The sequence below is a fragment of the Acinetobacter lactucae genome (assembly GCF_001605885.1).
Lineage (GTDB): Bacteria > Pseudomonadota > Gammaproteobacteria > Pseudomonadales > Moraxellaceae > Acinetobacter > Acinetobacter lactucae.
Genome location: NZ_LRPE01000034.1, coordinates 17811 through 32369, shown reverse-complemented (window position 1 = coordinate 32369; position 14559 = coordinate 17811). Strand labels below are relative to the sequence as shown.

Below are 14559 nucleotides of genomic sequence, written 5' to 3'. Positions count from 1 at the left end.
AGATTAAACAGCCTGACCGTAACCAACAACAAGGTGCAAAAAGCAACCGCCCAGCAATTAACGACGAGATCCGTGCAAAAGAAGTACGCCTCGTTGGTGCTGACGGTGAGCAAAAAGGAATTGTTTCATTAAATGAAGCACTGCGCGCTGCTGAAGAGGCAGATCTTGACCTAGTTGAGATCGTTGCAAACGCCGAGCCGCCTGTTTGTAAAATTATGGATTACAACAAGCACTTGTTTGACCTTAAGCAGAAGCAAAAAGATGCGAAGAAAAAACAGCATCAAGTGCAAGTGAAGGAAATCAAACTGCGCCCTGCAACTGATGTTGGTGATTATCAAGTTAAGCTTCGTGCTATTTTGAAATTCCTTGAAGAAGGAAACAAAGTGAAAATCACCTTACGTTTCCGTGGTCGTGAAATGGCTCACCAACAACTTGGCTTAGCTCAATTACAAAAGATTGAAGCTGATGTTGCTGAGTTTGGGGTTGTGGAACAAGCACCTAAAATGGAAGGCCGTCAAATGGGTATGTTACTTGGACCTAAAAAGAAAAAGTAATACTCAAAAAAAGCACTGCAAAAGCAGTGCTTTTTTATATCCTTATCATAATAAAAAAGATGATTTAATTTTCTCTGTTCAGTTTTCTTTAAGACAATTACTATATCTTTTAAAAGAAATTCAATTCTTGAATTTTATGTATTTTTTTAGTGTTGGAAATTTCATCGTCCCTCGTAAAACATGCTATAACGCAAGACGCAGTCATGATAACGATGAATAGGAAAATAGAATGATTGATCTATATTATTGGGGAACTCCCAATGGACATAAAATCACAATTGCCTTAGAAGAAATGGGACTGGATTATACTCTTTATCCAATTAATATTTTAGAAAATGATCAATTTCAACCAGACTTTCTGAGAATTTCTCCAAATAATAAAATTCCGGCGATTGTTGACCAAGATGGACCTCGTGGTGAGCCAATTTCAATATTTGAATCAGGTGCTATCTTGCAATATTTAGGTCGGAAAACTGGCTTATTTTATCCAACTGATGAGCAAGAGCGAGTTGAAGTTGAACAGTGGCTCATGTGGCAAATGGGAGGGCTCGGGCCTATGCTTGGGCAGAATCATCATTTTAATCGTTTTGCACCAGAAAAAATCCCATATGCGATCGATCGCTATGTAAATGAAACTAAACGTTTATATGGTGTGCTGAACAAACAGCTGATTGGACAGAAGTTTGTTGCAGGTGAATACTCGATTGCTGATATGGCAATTTTACCTTGGATCTTACGTTATGAATGGCAGGGTATTGAATTAGAGGATTATCCTTATGTGCAAGAATATATTGTCCGCTTGACGGCACGTTCTGCGGTACAAAAAGCATTATCAATTAAAGTTATCTAATTCTTGTTGATACCGTAATGAATAAAGTGAAAGGTGATTTGGTCTAATTTAATATGCTAAGTTACTTTTTACTTTTTTTGAGTGCGTTTGGGGCGGCCACATTATTACCGTTACAATCCGAAGCTGTGCTCGCCACCTTGTTATTAAAAAAAGAACATTCTGCTTTCCTTCTAATTTCAATCGCCACTTTCGGAAATGTACTGGGCTCGTGTGTGAACTGGTGGCTGGGTTTAAAAATAGAGCAGTTTAAACACAAAAAGTGGTTTCCGGTTTCTGAAAAACGTTTAGAACAAGCTCAACGCTTTTATCATAAGTATGGATTTTATTCGCTGCTTCTAAGTTGGACACCTGTGATTGGAGATCCAATTACTTTAGTTGCTGGTTTATTCAAAGAAAATTTTTGGCGCTTTTTAATTATAGTTTTGATTGCGAAGGCGGGGCGTTATATTTTTATCTATTGGGTGATTACAGACATTATTTAAAATAAAAGCATCCGAAGATGCTTAGATTAAAATGATTTCATCAGTCTTCTGAGCTTTTAGTAATATCGACTTTAAATAAATCATTGGTTTTTAGCCAACAAAAAGTAACAACGACTAAAGTCATACAACCACCAAAAATAGTTGCTGTAATCGTTCCCAAATATTTTGCCGCCAAACCTGACTCAAATGCACCAAGCTCATTACTTGATGAGACGAACATTCCGTTTACAGCCGCAACGCGACCACGCATATTTTCTGGCGGGAAAATTTGCAAAATAGTTTGTCTAACTACAACCGAAATACTGTCACAAGCGCCTGTCATCGCCAGTGCAAATAGAGATAACCACATATTTTTCGAGAAGGCGAATAAAATAGTGAATACTCCAAAACCGGCTACGGCAAGTAACATGTTACGCCATGCATGCTGAGTTGGCGGGAATCGAGTCAAAGCAATCATAGTAACGAGAGCACCAATAGAAGGCGCCGCACGCAAATATCCAAGTCCTTCTGGACCAACTTTTAAGATATCTTCTGCGAAAATTGGTAATAACGCGATGACTCCACCAAATAAAACAGAAGCTAAATCAAGAGAAATTGCCCAAAGAACAATTTTGGTTTTCCAGATAAAACGGAAACCATCTCCTAAACTTTCTAAAACATTCGCAGTTTCAATTTTAGGGAAACTACGCTTATGCAATAGGTTAATTAAGATAAAACAAATACCAAGTAAAACAGCAACACTAAATAGACTTGTTTCTCGGCCTAAATAGGCAAGCATGAAACCACCAAGCATTGGCCCGATAATTACACCACTTTGCCAACCGATCGTCGTCCATGTTGCACCATTTGCATACAGTTCGCGAGGAATCAAAAATGGTTTTAAAGACGTTGCAGAAGGATTATAAAAACCACGAATTGTACCCAAACCAAAGATGACTGCATAAATCCCCCAAGAAAGAAAATTTACACTGATATGTCCTAAGCCATGTAAATGGAAAAGTAACCATAAAACTAAAGGGAGGGGAACCGAGAAAAATAAACAGATTTTCATAATAATCTGTTTATTAAACCTGTCTGCAAAATAGCCACCCCAAAGGGAAAGAGCAATAAACGGAATGGCTTCTGCAAGTCCGATTAAACCTAGAGTCAGTGGGTCTTTGGTGATTTGATATAGTGAATAGGCAACAATAATTTCTTGAATCAGAATTGCTAAAGTTAAGCAAAATTGATTAATCGTAACGATTGAGAAATCTCTGTAGCGTAAGGCAGCAAATGCATCATGTTTCTGCATTAGGAATATCGTATGTTGATAATTTGATCATATTATAAATGGAAAAAAGGACAACGGCTTTATTTATTATTGATATGGCTGCCATAGTTAAAATCGAAAAGTCTTTCTTTGTACCCATAAAAACAGTAACTAATAGTTTTAATTTTAGTCGGCATACTATAAAATACGCGCTTCCTTACCTGCAGGTCGATTTTGCAATGGTGCAATCGCGCCGAACAGGTGCCTAAAAGAGGTTACTATGGCTAAGTTAAAAACTCGCCGTGGTGCAGCTAAACGCTTCAAAGCGACTGCAAACGGTTTTAAGCGTAAACAAGCGTTCAAGCGCCACATCTTGACCAAAAAATCTGCTAAACGTATCCGTCAATTACGCGGCTGTGTAATGGTTCATGTTTCTGACATGAATTCAGTTCGTCGTATGTGCCCATACATCTAAGGAGATTATAAATGGCTCGTGTAAAACGTGGTGTAGTGGCTCATCGTCGTCACAAAAAAATTCTTGCTCGCGCTAAAGGTTACTATGGTGCTCGTTCACGCGTTTACCGCGTAGCGTTCCAAGCGGTAATCAAAGCTGGTCAATACGCTTACCGTGACCGCCGTCAAAAGAAACGTCAATTCCGTGCTCTATGGATTGCGCGTATCAATGCTGGTGCTCGTCAAAACGGTTTGTCTTACAGCCGTATGATCGATGGCTTGAAAAAAGCTCAAGTGATCATCGACCGTCGCGTATTAGCTGACATCGCTATGCATGATGCAGTAGCATTTGCTGCTTTAGCTGAAAAAGCTAAAGGCGCATTAGCTGCATAAGCTTAGAGATTCAAAGAAAGACCGCTTTTTAGCGGTCTTTTTTATTTTTAGTGGTTCTATTTAAAAAAAGAGAAAATAATCAGAGATAAATGATGAAAGACGAAAAATTTCTAAATGACTTAATTCAAAAAGTACAGCAAGGCCACCAGTTTAAGTACTTATGTTTCTGGGGGCATACTCCTAAACAAGCTGATCTTGTTGATAAAAGCTGTTTTAGCCAGTGGTTTCCTGCGCAATTTAAAGTGGAAGGTGATGAATACTTTACTGCTGAGCACTATATGATGGCGCAAAAAGCAAAATTATTTAATGATGAAGAAGTTTTTGCACGGATCTTGCAAGTTAAACATCCGAATGAGGCGAAACAGCTAGGTCGTAAAGTGCGTAATTATGATGAGCAGATATGGCAAGAAAATAGATTTGACATTGTCGTACAGGCGAACTTTGCTAAATTCTCTCAGCATCATAAATTGAAAGAATTCTTATTAGCCACAAAAGATCGTATTTTGGTTGAAGCATCTCCAGTCGATAAAATTTGGGGAATTGGTATGGCACAAGACCATCCACATATTCAAGATCCATCTCAATGGCAAGGCTTAAATTTGTTAGGTTTTGCTTTAATGCATGTTCGAGAGCGGTTTTTAGCTGAATAAGTTTGTATGAAACAAATTGGTGCTTCACTTTAAAAGTAGTGAAATGAGGGGAACGAATTGCAATCACTAAATGAAAGAGAAATTCGTATAGCTACTTTTAAGGATGCATTATCTATTGCAGAAGTACATGTGCAGTGTTGGAAAGAAACCTATACAGGTATGCTTAAGCAGGAAATATTAGATGAGCTTAACGTGCTAGATAGAGAACAGTTATGGAAAGAAATCACCAAAAGTTCTGATCATAAGTTATTTATCTATTCTGAAAATGGAATAGTAAAAGGCTTTCTCGATGGTTACTTAAACCCAGAAAATAATATTGCTGAAATTCTTGCTTTTTATCTTTTAAGAGAAGTTCAAAAACAAGGCATAGGCCGTGAGTTATTCCAAAAGTTCTATCAATGCGCTTTAAATCAAGGTTATGCTTTTATTCGTTTAGAAGTTTTTAATAAAAATCCAAGCCGGTTTTTTTATGAAAAAATGGGAGCCCAAATAATTGGCGAAACCGAACTACCTGAGTTCGGCTTCGAAATAACAGAATTACTTTATCAATGGAAAGTCTAATCTAAGTTAAAGCCCAAAATAATAAGCCAAAGCACAAATAATAATCGTCAAAACAATCAGCTTAATAACGCCTGAACCAGTGCCTTTATGATGGTGAGACTTGAAATGCTTTGGATTTTCATTTGATTGCTCAAATGGAGATGATTTAACTACAGGTACCATCTGAGCCGTTTGATAATGGTTGGCAACTTTCACAATAAGCTTGGCAAACAAATCATCAGTTTTTTGCGTAAAGTTTCTTAAATTGATGAGTTGCTCTTGGTCTAGCTCTTCTCCTAAAGGATCATTTGCACTACGTTTCTTTTGTTCTAAATAGTCGGCTAATGCTTGAGTACGAGATAAAAGTTGATGAGCATAATCTGCGGGATAACTCTCAGGAATTAATGCAAGTCTTGGCTCTAAGCTTTTAATATTTGTACCATCAAAAAGAACATTTTGAAGTTCTGGTTCTTCAAAGCCTGTCGCATACTTGCTACGGAATAATTCATTCTCCATAAAGTCGGCTATTTCTTGCCATGGTGGATTTTTTAGATCGGCTTCAATTTTTTTTGATAATTTTTCATTGAGTTCAAAACGCCAGAAAGTTTCTAAACGAAGCTCATAGGTTTGCGATGAAGGAGCTTCGAATTCGTTATCATTGTTATACCATTCGGCAAGCTCATGGCCAAAAATCCATGCAAACTTCTTATCATTTTGATGACTCACAATAAAATGAGTATAAGGTAATAGCTCGACGTTACTGTTTGGATTTTGCTCTTCATTGAGAAGGCTTGATAAATGTAAGCTAAGCTTGTGGGTGCCTTGTTTTTTTAATGCTTCTAGCCAAACTTGAAAGTGTTGGGCCAACAAATGTTGAGAAGTTAAGTCACGAAACTGAAAACTATGATGGTCGAAAATATGATGTTGTCGCCATTGGTTAAAGCTTAAATTCTGACGGAGGTATTCATTACCGTATGTTACAAGCGTAAGTTGTTGTTTCCAAATCTGATTAAGCGCCATAATAGTTGATCTCATTGACGATGCTATTATCTTATACGTTTTATCTTTTTGTTGCCTAATACATTTTTCATGATGGATAAACTTCATCAATTCGATGAAAAACTGTTAGAATGCAGTGTTTTATTATATTTTTTAAATTTGTTGCTTTGAGAGTTAATATGTCACTGGAAGCCCTGACCACAGAAGCGCTTGCTGCCATTGCAGCAGCTCACGACCTTGTTGCACTTGATCAGGTGCGTGTGCAATTTACAGGGAAAAAAAGCCAGCTTGCAGAACAATCGAAAGCATTAGGGAAAATGGACCCTGAAGAACGCAAAGTACAAGGTGCTGCGATTCATGCTGTTCGAGAAACAATTAATACTGCATTAACAGAACGTCAAACTGCATTACAACAGGCTGCACTTGCGCAAAAGCTAGCAAGTGAAACGATTGATATTACATTGCCGGGCCGTGGTCAACGTATTGGTACAGTCCATCCTGTTACTCAGGTACAAGAGCGAATTTGTCAGTTCTTCACTAAAGCTGGTTTTACAGTGGCGACTGGTCCAGAAGTTGAAGATGACTATCACAATTTTGAAGCATTAAATATTCCTGGTCACCATCCAGCACGTGCTATGCACGATACATTCTACTTTGATGCCACTCACTTACTACGTACGCATACCTCTGGGGTGCAGATTCGTACAATGGAAACAAGTGAGCCACCAATTCGTATCGTGTGTCCAGGCCGTGTTTACCGTTGTGATTCAGATCAAACGCATTCACCTATGTTCCATCAGATTGAAGGTTTATACGTTGCTGAGAACACCAGCTTTGCTGAATTAAAAGGTTTATTGATTAACCTGCTTAATGAATTTTTTGAGAAAGATTTAAAAGTACGTTTCCGCCCATCATATTTCCCATTTACAGAGCCTAGTGCAGAAGTAGATATCATGGATGAGCGTGGACGTTGGTTAGAAGTATTAGGCTGTGGCATGGTACATCCAAATGTATTGCGTGCTGCGGGTATTGATCCTGATAAATACAAAGGCTTTGCTTTTGGTTTAGGGGTAGAGCGTTTTGCAATGTTGCGTTATGGCATTAATGATTTGCGTATGTTCTATCAAAATGATGTGCGTTTCTTACGCCAATTTGCCTAACAGTTTTTCAGGATTAAAAAAGGTTTATAAAGATGAAGATTAGCGAAAATTGGCTACGCACATGGGTTAACCCAGCAATTGATAGTGAGACATTGTCTGATCAGCTAACTATGCTTGGTCTTGAAGTTGATGAACTTGCACCTGTTGCCAAGCCATTTATTGGTGTTGTGGTCGGCGAAGTTTTAACAGTTGAGCAACACCCTGATGCAGACCGTCTGCGTGTAACAACAGTTAATATTGGTTCGGATGAGCCTTTACAAATTGTTTGTGGAGCACCGAATGTTCGCGCTGGCATGAAAGCGCCTGTGGCAACTATTGGTGCTGTGTTACCGGGTGATTTCAAAATCAAAAAAGGTAAACTTCGTGGAGTTGAGTCACAAGGCATGCTTTGTGGAGCTTCTGAAATTGATCTTGAAGATAAAATCGATGGTTTGCTTGAGTTACCTGCCGATGCTCCAGTAGGGGTAAACATCCGTGAATACTTAAAACTCGATGATAATGTCATCGATATCAGTATTACACCAAACCGTGGTGACTGTTTCAGTATCCGTGGTATCGCCCGTGAGATTGCAGTAATTAACCAACTGCAAATGAATGAGGCTGAAATCAAATCAGTTGATGCAACAGTTGCTGATGAAAAAGAAGTTGTGATTAGCACTGATGGTGCTCCACGCTACTTAGGACGTGTAGTTAAAAACGTTAATGTAAAAGCTGCAACACCAGAGTGGATGGAGCAGGCTTTAGCTCGTTCAGGAATTCGCACGCACAGTATTTTGGTTGATGTGACGAACTATGTCCTTATGGAACTGGGTCAGCCAATGCATGCTTTCGATTTAGCTAAAATCGAAGGAACTGTACATGTGCGTCAAGCTCAGCCACAAGAAAAGCTACAACTTCTTAATGATCAAGAAGTTGAGTTGCAAGAAGATATAATGGTTATTGCGGATGACCAGAAAGCTTTGGCAATCGCCGGAATTATGGGTGGTTTAGCATCTAGTGTAACCGATGATACAACTGACATTTTCTTAGAAAGTGCTTTCTTTGCGCCACTTGCTATTGCTGGACGTGCTCGCCGTTTTGGTTTACACACAGATTCTTCGCAGCGTTATGAACGCGGTGTGGATTTTGAATTACCATTAATTGCGATGAACCGTGCTTCTCAGCTTATTCAAGAGTTAGCAGGCGGTGAGTTTGGTCCAATTACTGTAGCTGAAAAAACTGATCTACTTCCTAAACGTGAAGCAATTGATCTTAAACAGACTCAGGTAGACCAATTGTTGGGATATCAAGTCGCTGGTGAGTTTATTGCGGATGCTTTAACTCGACTAGGCTGTGAGGTAACTGTTAAAGCTGAAGGTGAGTGGAGTGTAGTCCCTCCGTCACATCGCTATGACATGGCTATTTACCAAGACTTAATTGAAGAAGTAGCGCGTATAGATGGTTATGACAATATCCAAATTAGTTTACCAAGCATGGATGTTCAATTAGCTAAATATCAAGACCGCTTTGAAATTGCAGAGTTACGTCAAACTATCGTAAGTTTAGGTTATCAAGAAGCAATTAGCTTTAGTTTTGCCGATGCAAAACTTGAAAAGCAATTAAACCCGAAAGTAAATCCGTTAATGCTGGCAAATCCAATTTCAAGTGATTTGGCTGCAATGCGTAGTACTTTACTTTCAAGTTTAATCCCTTGCGTACAATATAATCTCAACCGCCAGCAAAGCCGTGTTCGCTTCTTTGAATTAGGGCTACGTTTTGATTATCAAAATGCTAAAAGTATTGAAGATCTAAAACAGATTCCAACTTTAGCTTTGGTTGCAGTTGGCTCACAACAACCAGAATCTTGGCATGTTAAGCCTCAGCCAATGGATTTCTTCGACTTCAAAGGAGAGATTGAAGAGATTTTAGCTGCTGGTCGTGTCAAAGTTGAATATGTACGTTCTGAGCGTTCATGGTTGCACCCAGGGCAATCAGCTGAAATTTTAGTTGATGGACAATCAATTGGTTACTTAGGCCGTCTGCATCCATCTTTAGAAAATGAGCTAGATTTGAGCACGACTTGGGTAGCTGAACTTGATCAAACAGCTGTTTTGCAATCTTATGTATCTAATTTTACAGAATTATCACGTTTTCCTTCGATCAGACGTGATATTGCGCTTTTAATCTCTGATAATATAAATGTTAGAGATATTCAGCAGTTAATCGAAAAAACTGGTGGAGAGCTTTTAGACTCTACATGGTTATTCGATGTGTATACGGGGCAGGGTGTCGAAGAAGGTAAGCGCTCATTAGCGTTTGCGTTATTATGGCAACATCCTTCACGTACGCTTGAAGATGCTGAAATTAAATCTGGTATGGACAATATAATCCAAGTGTTGGAAAACACTTATCAAGCGACATTGAGGGCCTCATGACAGCATTAACTAAAGCAGACATGGCTGATCATTTAAGTGAGTTAACCAGCTTAAATCGCCGTGAAGCAAAACAAATGGTCGAGTTGTTCTTCGACGAAATTAGCCAAGCGCTTATTGCAGGAGAGCAAGTTAAGCTTTCTGGTTTTGGTAATTTTGAATTAAGAGATAAACGCGAACGCCCAGGACGTAATCCTAAAACAGGCGAGGAAATTCCAATTTCTGCACGCCGTGTAGTTACCTTCAGAGCGGGTCAGAAGTTTAGACAACGCGTTGGAAATGAGCAGATCGATTGATCTGCTTTTTTATATCTATACTTTGAGATAGCTTTATACAATTTTATTTGGCAGCAATATAGGGGCATTAATATTAGAATATCAGATTATAGATATAAAAAAAGAGGACAAAATGTCCTCTTTTTTATCTAATCTAGAATATAGATTAGTGTGCAGCAGAAGCTTCAGAAGCAGCAGCAGCAACGTCAGAAGCAGCAGCAGCAACGTCAGAAGCAGCAGCGTCAACAGCTACAGCAGCTTCAGAAGCAGCTTCAGTAGCTTCAGAAGCAGCAGCTACAGCTTCAGAAGCAGCAGCAGGAGCTTCTTCTTTCTTAGAACAACCAACGAAAGCTAAAGTAGCAGCAACGGCAGCAGCAACAGCAAATTTTTTGAATAACATGGCATCACTCTCACAAAAAAGATTTGAGATTAAAAAAACCTAAGTTGGACTGTTTTGCTTTTATTATTCCTAAAACGTAGCTAGGTAACAACGCATGGAGCAGTCTAACTGGTCTGCCGCTATGCTATCACTGCAAATGTTGAAATACTACTGCCGCCTATCAAAAAAACGTATGAAAAAGAGAAAAACAGACTGTTTTTTAACAGAAAAAAACAATTAACTAGCACGGGTATATTGGAAAAGGTAGAGGTAAGCTACTAAAAAAACTGAGAATTTTTATGTAAAAATATTTATTATCAAAAACTTATAAATAATTTTACATAAAAATGAGCGAAATGTATTTTTGTGTAAAGCTTGTCAACCAAATAAAAAAACCACTCAAAAGAGTGGCTTTTTTATTAAAGCTTTGATCAATTAAGTTGAAGCTTTGCGCTTCATTTGATCAAAGAAATCATCATTTGTTTTGGTTTCTTTCATACGGTCAAGTAAGAATTCCATTGCGGCCAACTCATCCATAGGGTGAAGGAGCTTACGGAGGATCCATACTTTACGTAATTTATCATCATCCATTAAACGCTCTTCACGACGGGTGCCAGACTTTTTGATGTTCATGGCAGGGAAGACGCGTTTTTCAGCAATACGGCGATCAAGTGTAATCTCTTGGTTACCTGTACCTTTGAATTCTTCATAAATTACATCATCCATTTTACTGCCGGTTTCAATCAAAGCAGTTGAGATGATCGTAAGTGAGCCACCTTCTTCGATATTACGTGCAGCACCGAAGAAACGTTTAGGGCGCTCTAATGCATGAGCATCTACACCACCAGTTAATACTTTACCTGATGACGGAATAACAGTGTTATAAGCACGTGCAAGACGGGTAATAGAGTCAAGAAGAATCACAACATCTTTTTTATGTTCAACAAGACGTTTTGCTTTTTCAATGACCATTTCTGCAACTTGTACATGGCGAGCTGGAGCTTCATCAAATGTTGACGCAATAACTTCACCGCGAACAGTACGCTCCATTTCAGTTACTTCTTCTGGACGTTCGTCAATAAGTAGAACAATCAAGAATACTTCTGGATTGTTTCTAACAATCGATTGAGCAATATTTTGAAGTAACATTGTTTTACCCGCTTTTGGCGGTGCAACAATAATAGAACGTTGGCCTTTACCAATTGGCGCAACTAAATCAACAACACGAGCAGTTAAATCTTCTGTCGTACCATTACCTAATTCCATAACCAGTTGTTCGGTTGGGAAAAGGGGAGTTAAGTTTTCAAATAAAATTTTATTTCGAGAATTTTCTGGCGTGTCGTAGTTAATTTGGTTAACTTTGAGCAACGCAAAATAACGCTCACCTTCTTTTGGAGGGCGAATAGTACCTGTGATGGTATCACCTGTACGCAAGTTAAAGCGTCGGATTTGTGAAGGACTCACATAAATATCATCCGGACCTGCTAAATACGAACCTGCGGCAGAGCGCAAAAAACCAAAACCATCAGAGAGAATTTCGAGAACGCCATCACCAAAAATTTCTTCGCCATTCATTGCATGGCGTTTCAAAATGGCAAAGATAATATCTTGCTTTCTGTTACGAGCCATACCTTCCAGGCCCATAAATTCAGCAATTTTAATTAGTTCGCCGATTGGTTTTTTCTTGAGTTCAGTTAAATTCATAAGGGTCAGAATTAGGAAAGAGTAGAGTGTGGTTTAAAAAGAAGAAAAATCGCTCGCATACAAAAAAGATTATCGCAATTGTATTTACACAATAACAATTCAGAAGTCTGATTAATTGTTTCGAAGAGAAATGTGAAAAAACAATTTCTGTTGCCGAGTGGCGATCTTTATGTTTGTGTCTTGTAAGAAGCCGGACGAAGATGATTCCCTTCAGTGCCTCTTGAGCATGCAATATAAGCCAGCCTAGCTAATTTGTCAATTTATAGCCGAAAAAAATACGCTATAAAAAAGTATAGCGTATTTTCTTTTTTAGCATTTTGGCTTAAACGTTTTCATCAATAAAGCTAACAAGTTTCGAGCGAGGTACAGCACCAATTTGTTGAGCTACAACTTCACCATTTTTGAAAAGTAATAAAGCAGGAATATTGCGGATGTTGTATTTCACCGCAGTATCTTCGCAAGAAGTCACGTCAACTTTAACAATTTTTACTTTACCAGCATATTCGCTTGATAAGTCTTCAAGAACAGGTGCGATCGCTTTACAAGGTGCACACCATCCTGCCCAGAAGTCTACAAGTACAGGTGTTTCAGAATCTAAAACATCTGCTTGGAAGTTATCATCAGTTGTATTTACAATAGTCGCAGACATGGTACGGCTCCAATTTTTAGAAAAAAGTGCTATTACAGGAGAAATTATCTCTATCAGTATTACATAGCTACTTAGTTCAATGTAAGGGTTTGATGCTATTATTCAAGGCTTATCTAAATTTGTCTAATGGATGCTCACGATATTCATCATCGACTTGTACAATCAACTTATAAATAGAAAAATTTAAATCACAGCTAATTGTTGATGAAAATGGCTTTTCAATTGCATTCTTGTGAATTACTCTAGGCGTGAATTGTTATGGGTTTAGTTCAATAATGTCTGACTTTCTGATTGATGAAGAATTACTTGCCGCCATAGATATGGGGTCAAACAGTTTTCACCTTGCAATTGCACGGGTAGACCATGGTGAAGTTAAAAAAGTTGCTTCGATGTCAGAAAAAGTACAGCTTGCAGCTGGTTTAGATGAGAATAAAAACTTAACAGAAGCGGCTCAGCAGCGTGGTTTAGCATGTTTAGCACGTTTTGTTGGAAGACTAAGTTCTGTTCAACCGAATCGCTTACGAATTGTGGCAACCAATGCTTTGCGTCAGGCAAAAAATGGTCATGAATTTATCCAAAAAGCAGCAGAGATTTTGCCTAAACCTATTGAGATTATTGCTGGGCGAGAAGAAGCGCGTCTGATTTATCTTGGTGTATCGCATACCATGGCAAATGGTGGTCGACGTTTAGTTGTAGATATTGGTGGTGGTTCTACTGAGTTCATTATTGGCGAAGAGTTCGAACCTATTTATACAGAGTCATTGCAAATGGGATGTGTGGCTTATACAAAAGCCTACTTTGCTGATGGTGAAATCACACAAAAAGCCTTTGATAAAGCAGTAGTTGCTGCGCGTAAAGAACTTTCAGCTATTGCAACAACTTATAAAATGGAAGGTTGGGATACCGTAGTTGGTTCTAGTGGAACTATTAAAGCTTGTCGCCAAATTATGGTGAATATGGGCTTGAGTGATGAACAAGAAAATGTCACTCGAGAGGGTTTATATAAACTCAAAGATAAGTTACTTAAGTTTAAAAATATTTCTGAAATTGATTTTGAAGGACTTCGAGAAGACCGACGAGCAGTTTTGCCAGCCGGATTGGCAATTTTGTACGCAGTTTTTGAAGTTTTAGAAATTGATCGTTTGGCATATTCTGATGGTGCATTACGTGAAGGAGTCATGTATGACCTATTGGGCCGTTTTAAACATGAAGATATCCGTGATCGTAGTGTACAAGCTTTAATGGGCCGTTATAACGCAGATCCAAAACAAGCAGAACGAGTTGTGAATACAGCACAACAATTATTTGATAGTGTTGCAGAGTCACTTAATTTAACTAGTGAAGACAGTGACTTACTGCGTCGATCTGCGTATTTGCATGAAATTGGTTTAGCAATTAGTCATGGTGGTTATCACCGTCATGGTGCTTATTTATTGCAGCATTCTGATATTCCAGGCTTCTCACAAATTGATCAAAACCATCTTTCACATTTGGTTGCTCACCACCGTCGTAAATTGCGAAATGATGTAAAAAACGAAATTTTGAAGGCTGGTGGAAATAAATTACTTTATCTATGTTTATTACTTCGCCTAGCAGTTTTACTCAACCATAGTCGAAGTGATCAGATGCTTCCTGCCATTGAACTGACCATCATAAATGATCAACAATGGCAGCTTAGTGTTTCTGGTGATGCCAAACAATGGCCATTGTTAGTTGCCGACTTGCATGATGAGCAAGAGCAGTTTAAGCATTGGGACATTGAATTGAATATTCAGTCGGAAAAATTTATCGATTAAAGGGATAATATTCGA

Annotated in this window: 17 protein-coding genes; 12 read left to right on the top strand and 5 right to left on the bottom strand. The window is 38.5% G+C overall.

Annotated elements, in window-relative coordinates:
* The first annotated feature begins 2 nt into the window (after positions 1 to 2).
* From infC to AWW73_RS11575, 3 genes are all read left to right on the top strand, one after another.
* Positions 3 to 554, top strand: a complete 552-nt coding sequence (gene infC / locus AWW73_RS11590; RefSeq protein ID WP_075383312.1) for a translation initiation factor IF-3 — start codon at positions 3 to 5, stop codon at positions 552 to 554.
* Between the two features lie 229 nt (positions 555 to 783).
* Complete coding sequence (locus AWW73_RS11580) at positions 784 to 1404, top strand: glutathione S-transferase N-terminal domain-containing protein (RefSeq protein ID WP_062849716.1); 621 nt, start codon at positions 784 to 786, stop codon at positions 1402 to 1404.
* Between the two features lie 53 nt (positions 1405 to 1457).
* Positions 1458 to 1886 (top strand): YqaA family protein, encoded by a 429-nt coding sequence (locus tag AWW73_RS11575; protein ID WP_061874688.1) that lies wholly within the window; start codon positions 1458 to 1460, stop codon positions 1884 to 1886.
* Between the two features lie 40 nt (positions 1887 to 1926).
* On the opposite strand, the gene nreB is transcribed toward AWW73_RS11575, so the two are convergent.
* On the bottom strand, positions 1927 to 3177 hold the full coding sequence (gene nreB, locus AWW73_RS11570; RefSeq protein WP_062849715.1) for a nickel resistance MFS transporter NreB: 1251 nt from the start codon (positions 3175 to 3177) through the stop codon (positions 1927 to 1929).
* A gap of 238 nt (positions 3178 to 3415) precedes the next feature.
* Between nreB and rpmI the strand changes: the two genes are divergently transcribed.
* The 4 genes from rpmI to AWW73_RS11545 all read left to right on the top strand — a co-directional run bounded on the left by rpmI (position 3416) and on the right by AWW73_RS11545 (position 5192).
* Complete coding sequence (rpmI, locus tag AWW73_RS11560; RefSeq protein ID WP_002054552.1) at positions 3416 to 3610, top strand: 50S ribosomal protein L35; 195 nt, start codon at positions 3416 to 3418, stop codon at positions 3608 to 3610.
* 11 nt (positions 3611 to 3621) lie between these two features.
* Entirely contained in the window at positions 3622 to 3981 is a 360-nt protein-coding gene (rplT, locus tag AWW73_RS11555; protein ID WP_000124858.1) for a 50S ribosomal protein L20, read from the top strand.
* A 92-nt stretch (positions 3982 to 4073) separates the two neighbouring features.
* Positions 4074 to 4631, top strand: coding sequence for an NADAR family protein (locus tag AWW73_RS11550; protein ID WP_062849797.1), 558 nt, complete (start codon positions 4074 to 4076; stop codon positions 4629 to 4631).
* Between the two features lie 57 nt (positions 4632 to 4688).
* Positions 4689 to 5192, top strand: a complete 504-nt coding sequence (locus tag AWW73_RS11545) for a GNAT family N-acetyltransferase (protein ID WP_062849713.1) — start codon at positions 4689 to 4691, stop codon at positions 5190 to 5192.
* 6 nt (positions 5193 to 5198) lie between these two features.
* Here AWW73_RS11545 and AWW73_RS11540 read toward each other — a convergent pair whose 3' ends face one another.
* Complete coding sequence (locus AWW73_RS11540) at positions 5199 to 6191, bottom strand: hypothetical protein (RefSeq protein ID WP_062849712.1); 993 nt, start codon at positions 6189 to 6191, stop codon at positions 5199 to 5201.
* Between the two features lie 158 nt (positions 6192 to 6349).
* Between AWW73_RS11540 and pheS the strand changes: the two genes are divergently transcribed.
* Genes pheS through AWW73_RS11525 form a run of 3 tightly spaced genes read left to right on the top strand, consistent with a single transcriptional unit; the run spans position 6350 to position 10037 of the window.
* A complete protein-coding gene (gene pheS / locus AWW73_RS11535; protein ID WP_062849711.1) occupies positions 6350 to 7330 on the top strand; it encodes a phenylalanine--tRNA ligase subunit alpha in 981 nt (326 codons plus the stop codon).
* A gap of 32 nt (positions 7331 to 7362) precedes the next feature.
* Positions 7363 to 9744 carry a phenylalanine--tRNA ligase subunit beta gene (pheT, locus tag AWW73_RS11530; protein WP_062849710.1) on the top strand — a complete coding sequence of 794 codons (2382 nt, stop codon included), beginning with the start codon at positions 7363 to 7365 and terminating at the stop codon, positions 9742 to 9744.
* Entirely contained in the window at positions 9741 to 10037 is a 297-nt protein-coding gene (locus AWW73_RS11525) for an integration host factor subunit alpha (protein ID WP_000126166.1), read from the top strand. Before pheT ends, AWW73_RS11525 begins: the two co-directional genes overlap by 4 nt.
* 145 nt (positions 10038 to 10182) lie before the next feature.
* Here the strand turns inward: AWW73_RS11525 and AWW73_RS11520 are convergent, their stop codons facing one another.
* Complete coding sequence (locus AWW73_RS11520; protein ID WP_062849709.1) at positions 10183 to 10416, bottom strand: hypothetical protein; 234 nt, start codon at positions 10414 to 10416, stop codon at positions 10183 to 10185.
* Between the two features lie 94 nt (positions 10417 to 10510).
* Here AWW73_RS11520 and AWW73_RS18660 point away from each other — a divergent pair, with 94 nt between their 5' ends.
* Complete coding sequence (locus AWW73_RS18660; protein WP_002117184.1) at positions 10511 to 10636, top strand: hypothetical protein; 126 nt, start codon at positions 10511 to 10513, stop codon at positions 10634 to 10636.
* A 194-nt stretch (positions 10637 to 10830) separates the two neighbouring features.
* Here the strand turns inward: AWW73_RS18660 and rho are convergent, their stop codons facing one another.
* Both rho and trxA read right to left on the bottom strand, forming a co-directional pair.
* Complete coding sequence (gene rho / locus AWW73_RS11515) at positions 10831 to 12099, bottom strand: transcription termination factor Rho (protein WP_016144371.1); 1269 nt, start codon at positions 12097 to 12099, stop codon at positions 10831 to 10833.
* A gap of 322 nt (positions 12100 to 12421) precedes the next feature.
* Entirely contained in the window at positions 12422 to 12748 is a 327-nt protein-coding gene (trxA, locus tag AWW73_RS11510; protein ID WP_016142169.1) for a thioredoxin, read from the bottom strand.
* Between the two features lie 275 nt (positions 12749 to 13023).
* Between trxA and ppx the strand changes: the two genes are divergently transcribed.
* Complete coding sequence (gene ppx / locus AWW73_RS11505; RefSeq protein WP_031947390.1) at positions 13024 to 14544, top strand: exopolyphosphatase; 1521 nt, start codon at positions 13024 to 13026, stop codon at positions 14542 to 14544.
* The last annotated feature ends 15 nt before the right edge of the window (positions 14545 to 14559 follow it).

Excerpts from the sequence above, each read along its gene's own strand:
- AWW73_RS11580 (WP_062849716.1), top strand. The coding sequence starts at position 784 with ATGATTGATCTATATTATTGGGGAACTCCCAATGGACATAAAATCACA.
- AWW73_RS11575 (WP_061874688.1), top strand. The coding sequence starts at position 1,458 with ATGCTAAGTTACTTTTTACTTTTTTTGAGTGCGTTTGGGGCGGCCACA.
- nreB (WP_062849715.1), bottom strand. The coding sequence starts at position 3,177 with ATGCAGAAACATGATGCATTTGCTGCCTTACGCTACAGAGATTTCTCA.
- rpmI (WP_002054552.1), top strand. The coding sequence starts at position 3,416 with ATGGCTAAGTTAAAAACTCGCCGTGGTGCAGCTAAACGCTTCAAAGCG.
- rplT (WP_000124858.1), top strand. The coding sequence starts at position 3,622 with ATGGCTCGTGTAAAACGTGGTGTAGTGGCTCATCGTCGTCACAAAAAA.
- AWW73_RS11550 (WP_062849797.1), top strand. The coding sequence starts at position 4,074 with ATGAAAGACGAAAAATTTCTAAATGACTTAATTCAAAAAGTACAGCAA.
- AWW73_RS11540 (WP_062849712.1), bottom strand. The coding sequence starts at position 6,191 with ATGGCGCTTAATCAGATTTGGAAACAACAACTTACGCTTGTAACATAC.
- pheS (WP_062849711.1), top strand. The coding sequence starts at position 6,350 with ATGTCACTGGAAGCCCTGACCACAGAAGCGCTTGCTGCCATTGCAGCA.
- pheT (WP_062849710.1), top strand. The coding sequence starts at position 7,363 with ATGAAGATTAGCGAAAATTGGCTACGCACATGGGTTAACCCAGCAATT.
- AWW73_RS11525 (WP_000126166.1), top strand. The coding sequence starts at position 9,741 with ATGACAGCATTAACTAAAGCAGACATGGCTGATCATTTAAGTGAGTTA.
- AWW73_RS11520 (WP_062849709.1), bottom strand. The coding sequence starts at position 10,416 with ATGTTATTCAAAAAATTTGCTGTTGCTGCTGCCGTTGCTGCTACTTTA.
- AWW73_RS18660 (WP_002117184.1), top strand. The coding sequence starts at position 10,511 with ATGGAGCAGTCTAACTGGTCTGCCGCTATGCTATCACTGCAAATGTTG.
- rho (WP_016144371.1), bottom strand. The coding sequence starts at position 12,099 with ATGAATTTAACTGAACTCAAGAAAAAACCAATCGGCGAACTAATTAAA.
- trxA (WP_016142169.1), bottom strand. The coding sequence starts at position 12,748 with ATGTCTGCGACTATTGTAAATACAACTGATGATAACTTCCAAGCAGAT.
- ppx (WP_031947390.1), top strand. The coding sequence starts at position 13,024 with ATGTCTGACTTTCTGATTGATGAAGAATTACTTGCCGCCATAGATATG.